A 16840-nucleotide genomic window follows, 5' to 3' on the forward strand; every position below is an offset into this window, starting at 1 on the left:
AGCGCCGACTACCGCTCTTGTTCCTTCTCGGCCCGCACTTCCTCTGCCTGCTCTTCGTCGGCCGTCTCGTCCTCGGCCTGCTCCTCCTCGGCCCGTTCCAGATCGGCCTGTTCCTTCGCGGCCTGTTCCTTCTCGGCCTGGGCGAGGGCCGCCTTCGCGGCCTTCTCCGCTTCCTTGTCGGCCTTCGCCGCGTCCGCTATCCGGCGCTTCGCGGCGGTCGCGTACATGTCGACGTACTCCTGGCCGGAGAGCTTCATGATCTCGTACATGACCTCGTCGGTCAGCGCGCGCAGCACGAAGCGGTCGTGGTCCATGCCCTGGTAGCGGCTGAAGTCCAGCGGCCTGCCGATGCGGATGCCGGGCCGCATGACCTTCGGCAGGACCTTCCCCGGGGGCTGGATCTTCTCGGTGTCGATCATGGCGACCGGGATCACGGGCGCGCCGGTGGCGAGCGCCACGCGCGCGAGGCCGCCCGGCTTGCCACGGTAGAGACGGCCGTCGGGCGAGCGGGTGCCCTCCGGGTAGATGCCGAACAGCTCGCCGCGCTCCAACACCTCGATGCCGCTCTTGACGGCGGCCTCACCCGCGCCGCGCGCGCCCGAGCGGTCCACCGGGAGCTGGCCGACGCCCTTGAAGAACGCCGCCGTCAGCCGCCCCTTCACACCGGGCGTGGTGAAGTACTCGGCCTTCGCGATGAACGTGACCTTGCGGTCGAGGACCGCGGGCAGGAAGAACGAGTCCGAGAAGGAGAGATGGTTGCTCGCCAGGATCGCGGGGCCCTCGGCGGGAATGTTCTCGAGGCCTTCCACCCAGGGCCGGAAGGTGACCTTCAACGGTCCCCCGATAGCGACCTTCATCGCGCCGTACAACAACCGAGTGCCTCCTGTGTGTGTCATCAGACCTTATCCCGGAGTCCCGGCAAAGGCTCCGACGACCCTGGTCGGTGTCAGTGGGGTCGCGTACGGTGAAGCACACGTCCCTCCCACGAAGAACAGACGAAGAACAGGAGACCGAAGTTGCCGGTCCTTCCTGGAGCCGAGCCGTACCGCCATGAGGGCGGGGAGGTCGGGGTCCTCCTCTGTCATGGTTTCACCGGTTCCCCGCAGTCGCTGCGCCCCTGGGCGCGCCACCTGGCCGGGCAGGGCCTGACCGTCTCGCTGCCCCTGCTGCCGGGACACGGCACGCGCTGGCAGGACATGGCGCTCACCGGCTGGCAGGACTGGTACGCGGAGGTGGACCGCGAGCTTCGCGCCCTGCGCGCCCGCTGCACGCGCGTGTTCGTGGCGGGCCTGTCGATGGGCGGCACGCTGGCCCTGCGGCTGGCCGCGAAGCACGGCGAGGGCGCGGGCGGGATCGCGGGCGTCATCGTCGTCAACCCGTCGAACAAGCTGCACGGCCTGTCCCCGTACGCCCTCCCGGTGGCCCGCCATGTCGTCCGGTCGACGAAGGGGATCACCAGCGACATCGCGAAGGAGGGCGTCCTGGAGACCGGTTACGACCGGGTGCCGCTGCACTCGGCGTACTCCCTGCGCACCTTCCTGCGTCTGGTCGACACCGAGCTTCCGCAGGTCACCCAGCCGCTGCTGCTCCTGCACAGCGTGCGCGACCATGTCGTGCCGCCGGCCGACTCGGCCCGGATCCTCAGCCGGGTCTCCTCGACGGACGTGACCGAGATCCTGCTGGAACAGAGTTACCACGTGGCAACGTTGGACCTCGATGCGGACCGGATCTTCGAGGAGAGCTACGCGTTCATCGCCCGGATCGCGCCCAGTGTCGGCAAGGAAGGGACGGCCGTAGGTGGCTGAGCACGACTCCGACCGCGAGGACCGGGAGAACCGGGACGAGCGGGACGGCCTGGAGGGCCAGGAGGGCCAGGAGGGCCGGGAGGGCCGCGAGTCGCAGGAGCAGAACGTGCCCTTCGACGAGGACGCCGCGTGGGCGGCGATCGTCGCGGGGTACGGCGAGGAGCCGCCGGACCCGCCGGGGGCGAAGCCGTTCAAGTCGATCGAGAACCTGGCGCTCCTCGAGGTCGGGACCAACGACGAGGCGCCGGCGGCGGACGCCGGGACGGAACCCGGCAAAGAGCCCGAGAAGGAGCCCGGCGAGGAGAAGAAACCGGCCAAGCCGCTGGGCAGCTCGATCGCCTTCGCGCCCGGTGTCGGCCCGCGCGACTACACGGCTCCCGAGCCTGCGGAGGAGGACTTCGACGAGGACGACGAGGGTCACTTCGTCCCGCCGGAGCCGCCGCCGCTGCCCGCCGCCGACACCACGGCCAAGTTCGCCTGGCTCGGGGTGATCGGCGGACCGGTGCTGCTGCTGCTCGCGGTGCTGCTGGGCTGGGAGATGACGTGGTGGCTGTCGACCGTGGGCATCGGCGGCTTCCTCGGCGGCTTCGCCACCCTGGTGATGCGCATGCGCACGGACGACGAGGACGAAGGCGATCCAGGACGGGGTGCCGTCGTCTGACACGACTCGTCTGACACGGCTCGTTTGACGCGGGGCGTCCGGGACGGGTGGTCTGAGGCGGGACGTTTGAGGCGGGGCGTTTGAACGGGGCCGCCTTGACGCGGGTCGTTCACCGCGGGCGTTCGACGCGGGTGGTTCGACGCGGGTGGTTCGACGCGGGTGGTTCGACGCGGGTGGTTCGACGCGGGGCGTCTGACACAGGGGCACGCTGACTCGGGACGCCTGAGGCGAGGGCGCTGACGCGGGACGTCTGAGGCGGGTGGTCTGGCGCGGGGGGCGCCGACGCGGGGCGTGTGACACGGGACGTCTGAGGCGGGGCGTCTGACGTGGGGGCGCTGGTGCGGGGCCGCAGAGGTGAGTCGTCTGACGTGGGGGCGCTGGCGTGGGGCGTCTGCGGCCGGGTGTTTTGAGACGGGGTGTCTGCGTCTGGTGTTTGAGGCGGGGCCTCTGCGTCTGGTGTGTGTGGGGGGCTATGTGGTGGGGATTTTGAGGGCGGCTAGGACCGGGAGGTGGTCCGTGGCTGTTCTCAAGTCGTTCTCGGTGATGCCCGGCAGGCCGAGGGGCACCCCGCAGCCCAGCACCTCCACGCCCTTCGTCACGAAGATTCCGTCGATGCGGCGGGTCGGTCCGGTGGCCGGGAAAGTGTGCTCGGCGCCCCAGGGGGCGGCGGTGCGGCAGTCCCGGAGGGTGGTGGACAGGCGGGTGAAGGCGGGTCCCTCGGGTCTCTCGTTGATGTCGCCGCCCGCGACCGCGTGCTCCACGCCCATCCCGGCGAGCCGGTCGAGAAGCATGCCGCCCTGGTCGTAGCGCTCGTCCTCGCGGAGGCTGAGGTGGCAGCTGACGACGCCGAGGCGGGCGCCCCCGAAGCGGACCACGGCGGTGGCGAGGCCGCGGCGGAACTCACCGGGGGTGAGGGGCAGCAGGACGTCCTCGGTGCGTTCGACGGTCGCCCGGAGCGAGCAGAGGATCGCGGGGCCCGCGGCCGTGCCGCCGCCGGTGAGGATCACCTGGCCGGAGACCGAGGCGAGACGGGCCAGTTTCTTGCGCCAGCGGAAGAAGATCGGCGATTCCTGGACGAGGACCAGATCGGGGGCGCAGGCGGTGATGACGCGGGCGAGGGCGTCGGTGTCGTCCCGCATGGAGCGGATGTTGTAGCTCAGGACGCGGATGACGGAGGAACCGTCGGGCTCGGTGCGGGAGTTGGGGAGCAGCGTCATGGTGATCAATTTACGCCGGATGGCCGGGACCCGCCGTTCGGATCGGCGGGACAGGTCCCAGAGGCGCGAGGTCTGTGCGCGGCTACCGGTTGGTCGTGGTCGCTCGCGCCCACCGCGGCGGAGCCTCAGCTGTATGACAGCCCCGCGCCCCTGGGCGGCCGTCACATGATGGGGTCGGGCTCTCTCGCCAGGTCCGCTGCGCCGACCAGGCCGGCCTCGTTGCCGAGTTGGGCGGCGATCACCTCGGCGACCGGGCGCCAGTTGCCGCCGACCAGCCAGCGCTTGTACGACTTGCGGATCGGGTCGAGGACCAGTTCTCCCTCGTCGGAGAGGCCGCCGCCGACGATGAAGGCGGACGGGTCGAAGAGCGAGGCCAGGTCGGCGAGGCCGGCGCCGGCCCAGCGGGCGAGCTCCCGGTAGGAGTCGACGGCGACGGGGTCGCCCTGGCGGGCGGCCATGGAGATGTGCTTGCCCTCGATGCCCTCGGGGCTGCCGTCGCCCAGGCCGAGCAGGAGCTCGGCGTTCTCCGGGGTGGCGTTGGCGCGCTGCTTGGCGTAGCGGACGAGGGCGCGGCCGGAGGCGTACTGCTCCCAGCAGCCCTGCGAGCCGCAGCCGCACAGCAGGCCGTCCGGCACCATGCGGATGTGGCCGAACTCGGCGGCGACGCCGAAGTGGCCGCGGCGCAGCTTGTTGCCGATGATGATGCCGCCGCCGAGGCCGGTGCCGAGGGTGATGCAGATGACGTTGCGGTGGCCCTTGCCCGCGCCGAACTTGTACTCGCCCCACGCGGCGGCGTTGGCGTCGTTCTCCACGACGACGGGGAGGCCCACGCGGGCCTCGACCTTCTCCTTCAGCGGCTCGTTGCGCCAGTGGATGTTGGGCGCGAAGTAGACCTCCGAGCGCTGGCGGTTGACGTAACCGGCGGCGCCGATGCCGACGCCGACGATCTGGTGCCCGACGCGTGCGCCCTCCACCGCCGAGGCGATGGCGTCCACGATGCCCTCCGGCGTGCCCGGGGTCGGCACCTTGTGGGTCGAGAGGATGTTGCCTTCCTCGTCGACCACGCCGGCCGCGATCTTCGTGCCGCCGATGTCGACGCCGATGGTGAGTCCCATGAATCCCTCAGTTTCGGTCGAGCCCCGCTACGGCCAACCGTACCCGAGGCCCTGCCGTGGAAGGGCCTCAGTCCAAGTCGATGCGCTGGCCGGGACCGGTGTCGTCGCCGCCGTCGCGGCGGGGGTCGTCGCGCGGGTCGTCCGCTCCGGTCGTCCAGCGCCGTTCCTGGGTCTGGACGGCGGAGCGGTAGGCGGCGAGGAGTTCGGTGCCGGCCGCCGCGAGGTGGTCGAAGACGTCCGGGTTGCGCTCGATGACGGGTTCCACGGCGGCCTTGGCCTGCTGGACGACCTGGCGGACCACCTGCTGGGCGGCCGGCCCGGCGACCGCTCCGAGCAGCGGGGACTGGATCGACGACAGCTTCTCGCCGACCGCGTCGACGAGCCTGCGCAGTTCCTCGGCGGCCGAGCCCTGGGGCGGGCCGTACTGGGCGCGGCGGCGGGCCTTCTCCTCGGCCAGGTCCTCGGCGGCGGCGGTGGCCCAGGCGTCGGCGTCGCTGGCGCGGGGCCCGTCGTCGATGTGCTCTGTCCCGGCGGGCTCCCCGGCGGCGTCGGGCGTGGGACGCTCTTCGCTCATGGCGGACTCCTGACGACTCCTGGTGGACGACTCCTGGTGGACGACGCCTGATGACGGCTCGTTCTTACGACGTTACCCGAACGGCGGTACGTCGTTCATCGTGCCCGCGGCTCATCGTGCCTGTGGCCACAGGTCGGGGTCGGGGGCGAACCGGACGCACAGCTCGCCGTCGCGCAGGGCGGCGCCTTCGACGGTGCAGCGGCGCAGGACGGAGGGCAGCGCGACGATGCGGCGGAAGGGTCCGACGGTGACGACGAGTTCGTCGCCGCGGCGCACGAGGTCGAGGTCATCGCGTATGGCGCCGGGCAGCGGGAGGTGCCAGACGAGTACGCCGTCCTGCGCGAGCCGGTCGGTGACGGGCCACTCGACCGGGGAGGTCGTCGGGTTGACGGCGGGCACCGCGAGTGCGGTGAGGTCGTCGGCGCCGCGGGGGTCGTGGCCGAGGTGGGCGACGGGCCGCGCCGTCCCGCCCCACTCCCCGAGGGCCTTGTGCTGCTGGGCGACGAGCCTGCCGAGCGGGCCGAGGGGGCCGTCGGCCGCGGCCGCCTCCGGCAGGACGCGGTTGGCGACGAGGGACTCGACGGGCAGGGCCCGCAGGGCGAGGCCGAGCCGGGCGTCGCGGACGGCGTCGGCGCCGGCCGGTCCCGGCTCGGCGACGAGGCGGACGGCGGTGGCGGGGTCGGCGAGGACGGCCTCGACCGCGGCCAGCTCCAGGTCCCAGCGGGCGGTCGTCTCGTACAGCCACTCGGCGGGCATCGGCACGCCGGCGAGCCGGCCGAGCATGGGGCGCAGGGCGCGGGCGGCCTGCCGTTCCGGCGGGAGCAGGCGGCGCAGGTAGCGGCGCAGCTCCTCCGGGAGGGCCAGCAGGGCGAGGGCCTGCGGGAAGGGAGGCAGGTCGACGACGAGGAGTTCGTGACGGCCCTCGCCGTCGGCGAGGGCGGCGTCGCGCAGGGCGCGCAGGAGGGTGAGCTCCTCGGCGCCCGGGAGGGGGGTGACCTCCTCCGGGTCGAGCCGGGAGGCGCCGAGCAGGTCGAGGACGGTGGTGGCGCGGTCCTGGAAGCCGGCCAGGTCGTCCCGGAAGCCGGCCGCCGCGTCGGGGCGCCAGGCGGTGAGGTGGGGGGTGACCCGTGTGGGGTGCGCCCCGGTGCGTACTCCGAGCGCGGCGCCGAGGGTGTCGGTGCGGTCGGCGCTGAGGACGAGCGTGCGGGTGCCTCCGGCGGCTGCGTGGTGTGCGGTGGCGGCCGCGATCGTCGTACGGCCGCTGCCGCCGGGGCCGGTGATCAGGAGGGTGCGCATGGGGGTGAACGGTACCGGTCGTACCGTCCTGGGGGCTGCGCCCACAGACCCCCCTTCGGCCCGTGAGGGGCCTCGTCCTCAATCGCCGGACGGGCTACCGGCGGAGCCGCCTACTTCTCCCCCGACTCCACGCGCTTCTTCAGGCCTGCCAGGGCGCGGTCGATGATGACCTTCTCGGCCTTGCGCTTGATCATGCCCAGCATGGGGATCTTGACGTCCACGGTCAGCTGGTAGGTGACCTCGGTCGCGCCGGCGCCGGCCGGCTTGAGGAGGTAGGAGCCGTCGAGCTGGCGCAGCATCTGGGACTTCACCAGGGTCCAGGACACCTCGTGCTCGCCGGTCCAGGTGTAGCCGAGGACCTGGTCGTCCTTGATGGCGCCGGCGTCCATGACCAGGCGGACCTGCTCGGCGCGGCCGCGCTCGTCCGTCTCGAGGACCTCGGCCTGCTTCACCTCTCCCGTCCAGTCCGGGTAGCGGGCGAAGTCGGCGATCACCGCCATGACATCGGCCGGTGCCGCCTCGATCGTGATGCTCGAGCTGGTGTGTTCCGCCATCGCGGTGGCTCCTCCAGATGCGGGCCGGTACGTGTACGTGTGTGCAGCGTGAAGGCTACCTCGCGCCCGACCAGCCGCCTTCACCCGGAGTGGGCTCGCTGTCGGGGGAGCGTCGGGGGACCGTGGGGGCACCGTCGCGGTCACCACTGCAGCGCCCACGGCTTGCCGCTGCCCGCGAAGTGCCCCACGTTGACGCACTCGGTCGCCCCGATGCGCATCCGCCGGGCGAGCGGCTGGTGGACATGACCGAAGAGCGAGTAGCGGGGGCGGGTGCGGCGGATGGCGTCCAGCAGGGCGCGGCTGCCCCGTTCGAAGCGGCGCGCCACGGTGTCGTAGACGAGTTCGGGCACCTCGGGCGGGATGTGGGTGCACAGCACGTCGACCTCGCCGACGGCCTCGATCTTCGCGGCGTACTCCTCGTCGCTGATCTCGTACGGGGTGCGCATGGGCGTCTTCAGTCCGCCGCCCACGAAGCCGAAGACGCGGCCGCCGATCTCCACCCGCTCCCCGTCGAGGACGGTCGTGCCCGGTCCGGCGAACTCCGGCCACAGCTGGGGGATGTCGACGTTGCCGTAGGTCGCGTACGTCGGGTTGGGGAACGCCGCGAACATCTCGGCGTACTGCTTGCGGACGGCCTTCTCGATGAGCGCGGCCCGGTCGCCGCCGACGCCGCCCCACAGCCGGGCGCCGAGCTCGCGGGCCTCCTCGAAGCGGCGGGCGGTGCGCAGCTCCACGATGAGATCGGCGTTCTCCTCGCCGAAGAGGTCGGGGAAGATGCCGCGCGAGTGGTCGGCGTAGTCCAGGAACAGCACCAGGTCGCCCAGACAGATCAGCGCGTCCGCGCCCTCCCCGGCCCGGGCCAGGTCGCGCGCGTTGCCGTGCACGTCGCTGACCACATGGATGCGTGTTCTGTGGTTTCCGGACGGTGTGGATGCCATGGCGATCAAGGGTAGGCGTGTGCGGCATACGTGAACAGTGGCGGCCGGGATACCGGTTACTGGCCAGTCAGTAAAGCGGTGGACTACTGTCAGCCGGGAAACACCAATCTGTGTGACGCAGCGAACATCTCGTCGGACCCCCCTGTCGAAGAGGCCATACCGGCGGGTAACGTCCGGGCAGTCCAGTCGTGCTCTGGATTTCAACCATCGAGATCCACCGAGTCCCGAGCACACGCCCGAGCCTTGGACCGCACCGTCGCATCGCACAACGTCGTGGCGCCGGCGCCCTATGAGGAGCAGCAGTCTTGCGCGAGTTCAGCCTTCCGGCTTTGTACGAGGTCCCTGCGGACGGCAATCTGACCGACATCGTCCGCAGAAACGCCGCGCAGCATCCCGACGTCGCCGTCATCGCCCGCAAGGTGGGCGGCGCCTGGCAGGACGTGACGGCGACGGCCTTCCTGGCCGAGGTGCACGCCGCGGCCAAGGGCCTCATCGCCTCCGGCGTGCAGGCCGGCGACCGGGTCGGGCTGATGTCGCGCACCCGCTACGAGTGGACGCTGCTCGACTTCGCGATCTGGTGCGCGGGCGCGGTCACCGTGCCGGTGTACGAGACCAGCTCGCCGGAGCAGGTGCAGTGGATCCTCTCCGACTCGGGTGCGACGGCGATCGTCGTCGAGCTGGACAGCCACGCGGCCGCCGTCGAGTCGGTGCGTGAGTCGCTGCCGGCGCTGAAGCATGTGTGGCAGATCGAGGCGGGCGCGGTCGAGGAGCTCGGGCAGCTCGGCCAGGACGTCTCCGACCAGGCCGTCGAGGAGCGCAGCTCGCAGGCCAAGGCCGACGATCCGGCGACCATCGTCTACACCTCCGGCACGACCGGCCGGCCCAAGGGCTGTGTGCTGACGCACCGCAGCTTCTTCGCCGAGTGCGGAAACGTCGTGGAACGCCTGCGGCCGCTGTTCCGCACCGGTGAGTGCAGTGTGCTGCTCTTCCTGCCGCTCGCGCATGTCTTCGGCCGGCTGGTGCAGATCGCCCCGATGATGGCGCCGATCAAGCTGGGCACCGTCCCGGACATCAAGAACCTCACCGACGAGCTGGCGTCCTTCCGGCCGACGCTGATCCTGGGCGTGCCGCGGGTCTTCGAGAAGGTGTACAACTCGGCGCGCGCCAAGGCGCAGGCGGACGGCAAGGGTGCGATCTTCGACAAGGCGGCCGACACCGCGATCGCGTACAGCAAGGCGCTGGAGCTCCCGGCGGGCCCGCCGCTCGCTCTGAAGATCAAGCACAAGGTGTTCGACAAGCTGGTCTACAGCAAGCTGCGCGCGGTCCTCGGCGGCAAGGGCGAGTACGCGATCTCCGGCGGCGCCCCGCTGGGCGAGCGTCTCGGTCACTTCTTCCGCGGCATCGGCTTCACCGTCCTGGAGGGCTACGGCCTGACGGAGTCCTGTGCCGCGACGGCGTTCAACCCGTGGGACCGGCAGAAGATCGGCACGGTCGGGCAGCCGCTGCCGGGCTCGGTGGTGCGGATCGCGGACGACGGCGAGGTGCTGCTGCACGGCGAGCACCTGTTCAAGGGGTACTGGAACAACCCGGGCGCGACCGCCGAGGCGCTGGCCGACGGCTGGTTCCACACCGGTGACATCGGCACCCTCGACGAGGACGGTTACCTCCGCATCACCGGCCGCAAGAAGGAGATCATCGTCACCGCGGGCGGCAAGAACGTCGCTCCGGCCGTGATCGAGGACCGTATCCGCGCGCACGCGCTGGTCGCGGAGTGCATGGTGGTGGGCGACGGGCGGCCGTTCGTGGGCGCGCTGGTCACCATCGACGAGGAGTTCCTGGGCCGTTGGGCCGCCGACCACGGCAAGCCGGCGGATGCGACCGCGGCGTCGCTGCGCGACGATGCCGACCTTCAGGCCGCCATCCAGTCGGCGATCGACGACGGCAACGCCGCGGTCTCGAAAGCGGAATCGGTGCGGAAGTTCCGCATTCTCTCCTCCCAGTTCACGGAGGACTCGGGCCATCTCACGCCGTCGCTGAAGCTCAAGCGCAACGTGGTGGCGACGGACTATGCGGGCGAGATCGAGGCGATCTACGCCAAGTAGCGGCCCCTGAAGGCCTGCTGACGGAACGTCATGGCGCGGTGTCCTCCACGAGGACCCGCGCCATCGTGCGTTCGGCGAGTGCGGTGATCGTGACGAACGGGTTCACCCCGATGTTGCCGGGCACCAGCGAGCCGTCGGTGACGTACAGCTTCGAATACCCCTTCACCCGGCCGTAGCCGTCGGTCGCCTTGCCCAACACGCAGCCGCCGAGCGGGTGGTAGGTGAAGTCGTCGGCGAAGACCTTGTTTCCGGAGCCGAACAGGTCGTACCGGTAGATGGTGGAGTTCGCCGAGTTGATCCGGTCGAACAGTTTCTTCGCCATGCTCACGGAGACGGCGCTCTGCGCGGCGCTCCAGCCGAGCTTCACCCCGCCGGAGGAGGCGTCGTACGTGAACGCCGCCCGCTGCGGGTTCTTGGTGATCGCCAGGTAGAGGCTGACCCAGTGTTCGAGTCCCGTGGGCAGCGGGGCGATCTCCGCGAAGACGGGGTTGGCGGTGTTGGCCCAGTCGTCGATGCCCATCACCGGCATGGTCGACTGGTTGGCGCCGACGGTGTCCCACAGGTGGTTGGCCCGCCCGAGCATCACGTTGCCGTTGGTGCCCCAGCCCGCGCCGACGGACGCGTCCAGCGCGGGCAGTGTGCCCGTGTCCCGCGCCCGGACGAGGAGTTCGCTGGTCCCGAGGCTGCCGCCGCCGAGGAAGAGATAGGTGCAGCCGTACTGCTTGGTCTCGACGACCTTGCCGGTGACGTCGATGCGGTCGGCGGTGAGGAGATACGTCCCGTCGGCCGCCCGGCTGATCCCGCGCACCTTCTCCATGGTGTGGATGGTGACGTTGCCGGTGCCGAGCGCCGACGCCAGATACGACTTGTCGAGGCTGCGTTTTCCGTAGTTGTTTCCGTAGATGACCTCCTGGCCGAGGGCGGACTTGACGGCGGTTCCGGCGGCTTCGCGCTGCATGTAGCCGAAGTCGTAGACGCTGGGCACGAAGGTGGTCTTCAGGCCGGTGTTCGCCGCGTGTTTCCGGGAGACGCGGGTGAACTGGTACCACTCGGTCGACTCGAACCAGGCGGGGTCGACGCTGTTGACGCCGAGCATGGCGCGGGCGCGCGGGAAGTACGTGGAGTACATCTCGCCCGCGTCGACGGTGGGGAACTGCTCGGCGAAGTAGGACTGGAGCGGGGTGACGGCCATCGAGCCGTTGACCAGGGAGCCGCCGCCGACGCCGCGGCCCACGAAGACGGACATGTTGTCGAAGTGCACCCGGTCCAGAACGCCGGGGTAGAGGCTGATGTCCTTGTTGACGACGTCCAGCCACAGGAAGGTGGCCAGGGGCGCTTCGGTGCGGGTGCGGAACCACATGGACCGCTGGTCGGGGTTGGCGGTGTTGCAGAACACCTTTCCGTCGGCGCCGGCCGTGTTCCACAACCGGCCCATCTCCAGGACGAGGGTGCGGATGCCGGCCTGGCCGAGGCGCAGGGCGGCGACCGCGGCACCGTAGCCGGAGCCGACGACGATGGCGGGGGCGGATTCGACGGCGGCGGGCTCGGCCGCCTGGGCGGACTGGAGTCCTACCCGGGTGAAGCCGAGGGTGGCCGCCGTCTGGAGGGCGGCCATACCAAGGATTTGACGTCTCGTCAGCTGACGCTGCATCAGTTTGGCTGTCATGTGCGCAGCATCAGCGGATTTCCACCCTCCGCCTAGAGCAAAAGGAGAAAAGTCTAGAGCAATGTTTTCAGCTTCTCCGCGAGCAGGTCCCAGCGCCACTTCTCCTCGACCCACTGCCGCCCCCGCTCCCCCATCCGGCGGCGCAGTTCGGCGTCCCCGAGCAGTACGGCGATCCGCTCGGCGGCCTCGGCGGGCGAGCCGCCCCGCACGACCCAGCCCGTCTCCCCGTCGAGCACGGCGTCGGGCGCGCCGCCGGAGTCCCCGGCGACGACGGGCAGCCCGGTCGCGGAGGCCTCCAGGTAGACGATCCCGAGGCCCTCGACGTCCAGCCCGCCCCGCCGCGTCCGGCACGGCATCGCGAAGACGTCCCCGGCGCCGTAGTGGGCGGGCAGCTGCGACCAGGGCACGGACCCGGTGAACCGCACGGAGTCCGCCACCCCCGTCTCGGACGCGAGCCTGCGCAGGTCCCTCTCGTAGGGGCCGCCCCCGACGATCAGCAGGACCGCCTCGGGCTCGGCCGCCAGGATCCGGGGCATGGCGAGGATCAGCGTGTCCTGCCCCTTGCGCGGCACCAGCCGCGAGACGCACACGACCACCGGCCGGTCGGCCAGCCCGAGCCGCGCCCGCACCTCGTCGCCGCCCGAACCCGGGTGGAAGGTCTTCTCGTCGACGCCCGGCGGCAGCTGCACCATCCGTCCGGCCGCCTCGGCGCTCAGCGCGGTCGCTATCCGCGAGCGCGTGTACTCGCCGAGGTAGGTGATCGTGTCCGTGGTCTCGCCGATCCGGCCGAGGAGCTGCCGGGAGGCGGGCAGCTGCGCCCATCCGGCCTCATGCCCGTGCGTCGTCGCCACCAGCCGCTCGGCGCCCGCCCTGCGCAGCGCCGACGCCATCAGCCCGAGCGGCGCGGCCGCCCCGAACCACACCGACGCGCACCCGTGCTCGCGCAGCAGCCCGACGGCCCGCCGGGTCGCCCCGGGCGTCGGCAGCAGCATCGTCGTGGAGTCCCGTACGACGGTGAAGGGCTGCTCGGCATCGAAGGCGGCCGTCGCCTCGACGCCCTCGCGGGACCGCTTCCAGGTGGAGGCGTAGACGACGAGACGGTCCGGGTCGAGCCGGAGGGCCATGTTGTGCAGGAACGCCTGGATACCGCCCGGCCGGGGCGGAAAGTCGTTCGTCACGATCAGGGTCTTGTGCATCGCAGCCGACCTTATCCAAATGCCGTTCACAGCTGTGCGGGGCGGCGGCGCACAGGCCGGCGGGAGATCATGTGCGCCATGGAGACGACGGACGCGAGGCGGCCCCTGACGGGTCTGAGGAGGGGGTTACGGCGCGACCGGCCCTGTCCCCGACGCCTCGAACCGGCGCAGCTGCGTACCCGTCCTGTCGTCGCCGGCGGGCTCGTGGCGCCTCAGCCGAGCTGGGCCCGCAGATACGCCTGCCAGTCCGCCGTGAACTGCGGCAGGGTCGTGCCCAGCACACTCTTCAGAGCCCCCTCCACGGCCCCCGGCCGCTTGTCGTGCTCGCCCACGGCCCGGTAGAACGCGTCCAGCTTCACCTCGCCCCAGCGCCCGGCGATCATCCGGCAGGCCAGCCAGCCGCCCTCGTACGCTGCGGCCAGCCGGCTCGCGTCGCCGGAGAAGCCGAAGTCGTCGTCGGTGGGCAGCGCCGCCGGGACACTCCCGCCGTTGACCGTGTGCTGGAGTTCCGGGGCGGCCTCGGCGGGGGTGCGGCCGGTGTCGCGGTAGCCGACCCAGTCGGCGTAGCCCTCGGACAGCCACAGCGGGGTGGCGGCGTTGGTGTGGGCGCGGGTGGCGACATGGGTGGTCTCGTGGGTGAGGACCACCTGCCGGCCGACGCGGCCGAGCATGCCGTACGCGTCGGGGTTGACGATCACCCGGTCCGCGGGCGCCTTCGGACCGCCGCCCGTCTCGCCCGTCGTCACCGCGGCGATCCCCCGGTAGGAGGAGGCGGGCGAGCCGAGCAGCCGCGCCATGCCGTCCAGGGAGTGCGGTACGAGGACGACGACGTGCCCTGCCCAGTCGGTGCCCCAGGCCGCCGACACCGCCGGGACCGCGTCGTCGGCCAGGTCCGCGAAGGACCGCAGCCGTTCGCCGGACTGGCCGACGCCCAGCACGATGCTGTGCTCGCCCCGGACGACGTCCACCGTGCCCTGGTCCCACAGCTGCTCGCCGGTCTTCTTCGCGGGCTTCTCCGAGGTGAGTGACCACCGGCCGTCCGCGTCCCGGGTCAGGACCAGGGTGCGGGGCGTGGTCACCGGGGCCTTGTCGTAGCCGTCGACCCGGTAGCTCAGTTCGGCGTCCGCGGTGGCCGAGTCGCCGTCCCGGTGGACGGCCGTCACGCGGTACGACCAGGCCGCGAGCGGGACGGCCCGCACGGCGGCGTACCCGGCCGCGGTGCCGGTGGCCGCGTAGGCGATCGCGTCATGGGCGAGGACCGCGGCGGCCCGCCGGTCGAGAACCCGCTGCACATCGGCCCGCACGCGGTCCGGCGCCGGGCGCGCCCCGCAGCCGACCAGGGAGACGAGCAGCAGACAGAGCCCCAGAACCCCGGATCCACGCGCCCGCCTTCGACCAGCCATTCTCCCGATCGTACGGCGGCGGTCCCGCGCGGGCTGCGGTCAGGGCCTGGTGACGGACGACACCGGCATCATCCCGACCGGGTCGTAGCGCACCGCCGCGCCCGGGTACGGGGCGTGGATGACCTGGCCGTTGCCGGCGTACATGCCGACATGGCTGGCGTCCGAGCGGTAGGTGACGATGTCGCCGGGCTGGGCCTGGGACAGCGGAACCCGTCGGCCGGCGTGCGCCTGGGCCTGCGAGGTGCGCGGCAGGGAGACCCCGGCCTGCGCGTACGACCACTGCATGAGGCCCGAACAGTCGAAGCCGGAGGGGCCGTTGGCGCCCCAGACGTAGGGCTTGCCGAGCGCGGAGCGGACGGCGGCGAGGGCGGCGGCCGCGCGACCGGACGCCGGGACGGCGCCCGCGAAGTCGGGCAGGTCGTCGCGGCCGGAGCGGGAGGCCCGGTCGTAGGCGGCGCGGTCCGCGGACGGCAGGGAGTTGAGCAACTGCCGTGCCCTGGCGAGCTTCTGCTCCACGGTCCGCTTGTGACTCGCCACCGCCTTGCGGCTCTTGTCCAGCTCGGTGAGCTTGGCGGCGGCCTCGGCGCGCTCCTGGGTGAGCTCACGCATGGCGCCCTGGAGTTCCCTGAGTTCACCGGCCTGGTGGGCGGTGATCCGGTTCAGGACGGACGCCTTGTCGAGGTAGTCCTCCGGGTCGTCGGAGAACAGCAGCGCCAGGGAGGGGTCGAGGCCGCCGGAGCGGTACTGGGCGCCGGCCAGCGAACCGAGCTGCTCGCGCAGGCCGTTGATGCGCGCCTGCTGCCGCGCGATGTGGTCCTGGGCCTCGCCGACCTGCTCGCGCAGGGTGTCGGCGCGTTCGTCGGCCTTGTTGTAGGCCTCGGTGGCCTTCTCGGCCTCCTCGTAGAGACGGTCCACCTCGGCGCGGGTGCCGTCGGGCGCGGCCGTGGCCGGTACTGCGGAGACGGCGCCGAGTGCGGCGGCCGCGAGGGACAGCACGCTCAGGGCGCTGACGGCGCCCCGGTCGAACCCGGACTGTGCAAGGCGGCGATGGGACCCCACGGGAAGCCGCGCTCCTTCCACTGGTGGACAGGGAAACGCGGCCGACAGTAGCCCCGCGGTGGGGCACCGGCCAAAGACCTCGGTGGGCACGCACAGTGACGCCCCGCCGCTGACGCAGGTCACCGGCGGGGCGTGGGGTCACTTCTCGTCGTCATGATTCGCCCGTTCGGGCGGCATGGTGTCCTGATCTTGGAGTTGATCAGGCCGGGGTCAGACCCGGACGCCGAACATGAACGGGCCGCCGATCGTGCTCATCGACTCGTAGCGCACGACGGTTCCGGTGCGCGGGGCGTGGATGATCTGGCCGTTGCCCGCGTACAGACCGACGTGGTGCAGGTCGTTGAAGAAGAACACCAGGTCGCCGACCTTGAGGTCGCTTTGCGAGTAGATGCGCGTCCCGATGGTGGCCTGCGACTCCGAGGTCCGCGGGATGCCGACGCCTGCCTGTGCGTAGGCCCAGGAGGTGAGGCCCGAGCAGTCGTACATGGCGGTGCCGGTGGAGCCGTAGTGGTACGGCTTGCCGAGCTGGCTCTGCGCGGCCTGGAAGGCGGCCATGGCCCGGCCGGAACCGACGGGGGCGTCGCCGAGGTCGACACGTCCACCGGAGTCCCGGCTGGCGCGGGCGTCGGCGGCGGCGAGGTCGGCCTTCTCCTTGGCCGTCAGCGTGTTGAGGAGCTTGCGCGCCTCAGCGAGCTTGGCCTGGACTTCCTTCTTGTTCTTGCCCAGCGTGGCACGGGTGGCGGCGAGGTCCTTGAGCTTGCCGGAGGCCTCGGTGCGCTCCTGTGCGAGCTCGCGCTGCTTCTCCTGGATCTTCTTCAGCGCCTCGACCTGCTGGGCGCTCAACTGGTCGGCGGCCGATGCCTTGTCCAGGAAGTCGTCCGGGTTCGAGGAGAGGAGGAGCTGCAGGGAGGAGTCTATGGACCCGGTGCGGTACTGGGCGGCGGCCGCCAGGCCCATGGAGTCGCGCAGCTCGTTGAGATCCGCCTGCCCCCGGGCCACGTTGTCCTGGATGGTGGAGATCTCCTTCTGGAGCTTCTCCTGCTTCTCCTGGGCGCCGTTGAACGCCTCGGTGGCCTGCTCCGCCTCTTCGTAGAGCTTGTCGACCTTGCTCTTGACCTCGTCCTTGGTGAGCTTCTCGCTGGGTGCCGCGTTGGCGGCCTGCGAGCTCAGAACGACAGCAGCAGCGGCTGCGGTGGTCAGCACCGTCACGCGTGCGCGACTGGGCTGCTTCGGTCGACGGTGGGACGCCACGGA

At 71.5% G+C, this 16840-nt stretch carries 15 protein-coding genes; 3 read left to right on the plus strand and 12 right to left on the minus strand.

The window, feature by feature from the left end:
- Positions 1-8: 8 nt before the first annotated feature.
- A complete protein-coding gene (locus tag ACZ5SK_RS01975; RefSeq protein WP_468415233.1) occupies positions 9-857 on the minus strand; it encodes a lysophospholipid acyltransferase family protein in 849 nt (282 codons plus the stop codon).
- A 159-nt stretch (positions 858-1016) separates the two neighbouring features.
- Here ACZ5SK_RS01975 and ACZ5SK_RS01980 point away from each other — a divergent pair, with 159 nt between their 5' ends.
- Positions 1017-1805, plus strand: coding sequence for an alpha/beta hydrolase (locus ACZ5SK_RS01980; RefSeq protein ID WP_468575104.1), 789 nt, complete (start codon positions 1017-1019; stop codon positions 1803-1805).
- Complete coding sequence (locus ACZ5SK_RS01985) at positions 1798-2466, plus strand: hypothetical protein (RefSeq protein ID WP_468575105.1); 669 nt, start codon at positions 1798-1800, stop codon at positions 2464-2466. Before ACZ5SK_RS01980 ends, ACZ5SK_RS01985 begins: the two co-directional genes overlap by 8 nt.
- Before the next feature lie 470 nt (positions 2467-2936).
- Here ACZ5SK_RS01985 and ACZ5SK_RS01990 read toward each other — a convergent pair whose 3' ends face one another.
- The 6 genes from ACZ5SK_RS01990 to ACZ5SK_RS02015 all read right to left on the minus strand — a co-directional run bounded on the left by ACZ5SK_RS01990 (position 2937) and on the right by ACZ5SK_RS02015 (position 8118).
- A complete protein-coding gene (locus tag ACZ5SK_RS01990; RefSeq protein WP_334580850.1) occupies positions 2937-3683 on the minus strand; it encodes an endonuclease/exonuclease/phosphatase family protein in 747 nt (248 codons plus the stop codon).
- Between the two features lie 161 nt (positions 3684-3844).
- Entirely contained in the window at positions 3845-4798 is a 954-nt protein-coding gene (locus ACZ5SK_RS01995; RefSeq protein ID WP_319671897.1) for an ROK family glucokinase, read from the minus strand.
- A 67-nt stretch (positions 4799-4865) separates the two neighbouring features.
- Positions 4866-5372, minus strand: a complete 507-nt coding sequence (locus ACZ5SK_RS02000; protein WP_334580849.1) for a DUF5304 domain-containing protein — start codon at positions 5370-5372, stop codon at positions 4866-4868.
- Positions 5373-5483: 111 nt separating this feature from the next.
- Positions 5484-6668, minus strand: coding sequence for an ArsA family ATPase (locus ACZ5SK_RS02005; protein WP_361700036.1), 1185 nt, complete (start codon positions 6666-6668; stop codon positions 5484-5486).
- Positions 6669-6778: 110 nt separating this feature from the next.
- Positions 6779-7222 carry an SRPBCC family protein gene (locus ACZ5SK_RS02010; RefSeq protein ID WP_334580846.1) on the minus strand — a complete coding sequence of 148 codons (444 nt, stop codon included), beginning with the start codon at positions 7220-7222 and terminating at the stop codon, positions 6779-6781.
- A gap of 140 nt (positions 7223-7362) precedes the next feature.
- Positions 7363-8118, minus strand: a complete 756-nt coding sequence (locus tag ACZ5SK_RS02015; protein ID WP_334581399.1) for a metallophosphoesterase family protein — start codon at positions 8116-8118, stop codon at positions 7363-7365.
- 347 nt (positions 8119-8465) lie between these two features.
- Between ACZ5SK_RS02015 and ACZ5SK_RS02020 the strand changes: the two genes are divergently transcribed.
- The gene (locus ACZ5SK_RS02020; RefSeq protein WP_468575109.1) at positions 8466-10262 is read left to right on the plus strand and encodes an AMP-dependent synthetase/ligase; all 1797 of its coding nucleotides are present in this window, start codon (positions 8466-8468) and stop codon (positions 10260-10262) included.
- A gap of 28 nt (positions 10263-10290) precedes the next feature.
- Here ACZ5SK_RS02020 and ACZ5SK_RS02025 read toward each other — a convergent pair whose 3' ends face one another.
- The 5 genes from ACZ5SK_RS02025 to ACZ5SK_RS02045 form a co-directional block, all read right to left on the minus strand.
- Positions 10291-11928, minus strand: coding sequence for a GMC oxidoreductase (locus tag ACZ5SK_RS02025; RefSeq protein ID WP_468155738.1), 1638 nt, complete (start codon positions 11926-11928; stop codon positions 10291-10293).
- 53 nt (positions 11929-11981) lie between these two features.
- Positions 11982-13124: a glycosyltransferase family 4 protein gene (locus ACZ5SK_RS02030; RefSeq protein ID WP_334580844.1), complete on the minus strand. Its 1143-nt coding sequence runs from the start codon at positions 13122-13124 to the stop codon at positions 11982-11984.
- 212 nt (positions 13125-13336) lie between these two features.
- Positions 13337-14527, minus strand: a complete 1191-nt coding sequence (locus ACZ5SK_RS02035; RefSeq protein ID WP_334580843.1) for a hypothetical protein — start codon at positions 14525-14527, stop codon at positions 13337-13339.
- 39 nt (positions 14528-14566) lie between these two features.
- On the minus strand, positions 14567-15586 hold the full coding sequence (locus tag ACZ5SK_RS02040) for a C40 family peptidase (protein ID WP_334580842.1): 1020 nt from the start codon (positions 15584-15586) through the stop codon (positions 14567-14569).
- 210 nt (positions 15587-15796) lie between these two features.
- Entirely contained in the window at positions 15797-16837 is a 1041-nt protein-coding gene (locus ACZ5SK_RS02045) for a C40 family peptidase (protein ID WP_334580841.1), read from the minus strand.
- Between the last annotated feature and the right edge of the window lie 3 nt (positions 16838-16840).

The sequence above is a fragment of the Streptomyces sp. NPDC031474 genome, assembly GCF_055581185.1.

What these genes read in the sequence shown, in the direction of transcription:
- ACZ5SK_RS02000 (WP_334580849.1), bottom strand. Translation starts at nt 5,372, where the DNA reads ATGAGCGAAGAGCGTCCCACGCCCGACGCCGCCGGGGAGCCCGCCGGG.
- ACZ5SK_RS02035 (WP_334580843.1), bottom strand. Translation starts at nt 14,527, where the DNA reads ATGGCTGGTCGAAGGCGGGCGCGTGGATCCGGGGTTCTGGGGCTCTGT.
- ACZ5SK_RS01975 (WP_468415233.1), bottom strand. Translation starts at nt 857, where the DNA reads ATGAAGGTCGCTATCGGGGGACCGTTGAAGGTCACCTTCCGGCCCTGG.
- ACZ5SK_RS02010 (WP_334580846.1), bottom strand. Translation starts at nt 7,222, where the DNA reads ATGGCGGAACACACCAGCTCGAGCATCACGATCGAGGCGGCACCGGCC.
- ACZ5SK_RS02005 (WP_361700036.1), bottom strand. Translation starts at nt 6,668, where the DNA reads ATGCGCACCCTCCTGATCACCGGCCCCGGCGGCAGCGGCCGTACGACG.
- ACZ5SK_RS02030 (WP_334580844.1), bottom strand. Translation starts at nt 13,124, where the DNA reads ATGCACAAGACCCTGATCGTGACGAACGACTTTCCGCCCCGGCCGGGC.
- ACZ5SK_RS01995 (WP_319671897.1), bottom strand. Translation starts at nt 4,798, where the DNA reads ATGGGACTCACCATCGGCGTCGACATCGGCGGCACGAAGATCGCGGCC.
- ACZ5SK_RS02025 (WP_468155738.1), bottom strand. Translation starts at nt 11,928, where the DNA reads ATGACAGCCAAACTGATGCAGCGTCAGCTGACGAGACGTCAAATCCTT.
- ACZ5SK_RS01990 (WP_334580850.1), bottom strand. Translation starts at nt 3,683, where the DNA reads ATGACGCTGCTCCCCAACTCCCGCACCGAGCCCGACGGTTCCTCCGTC.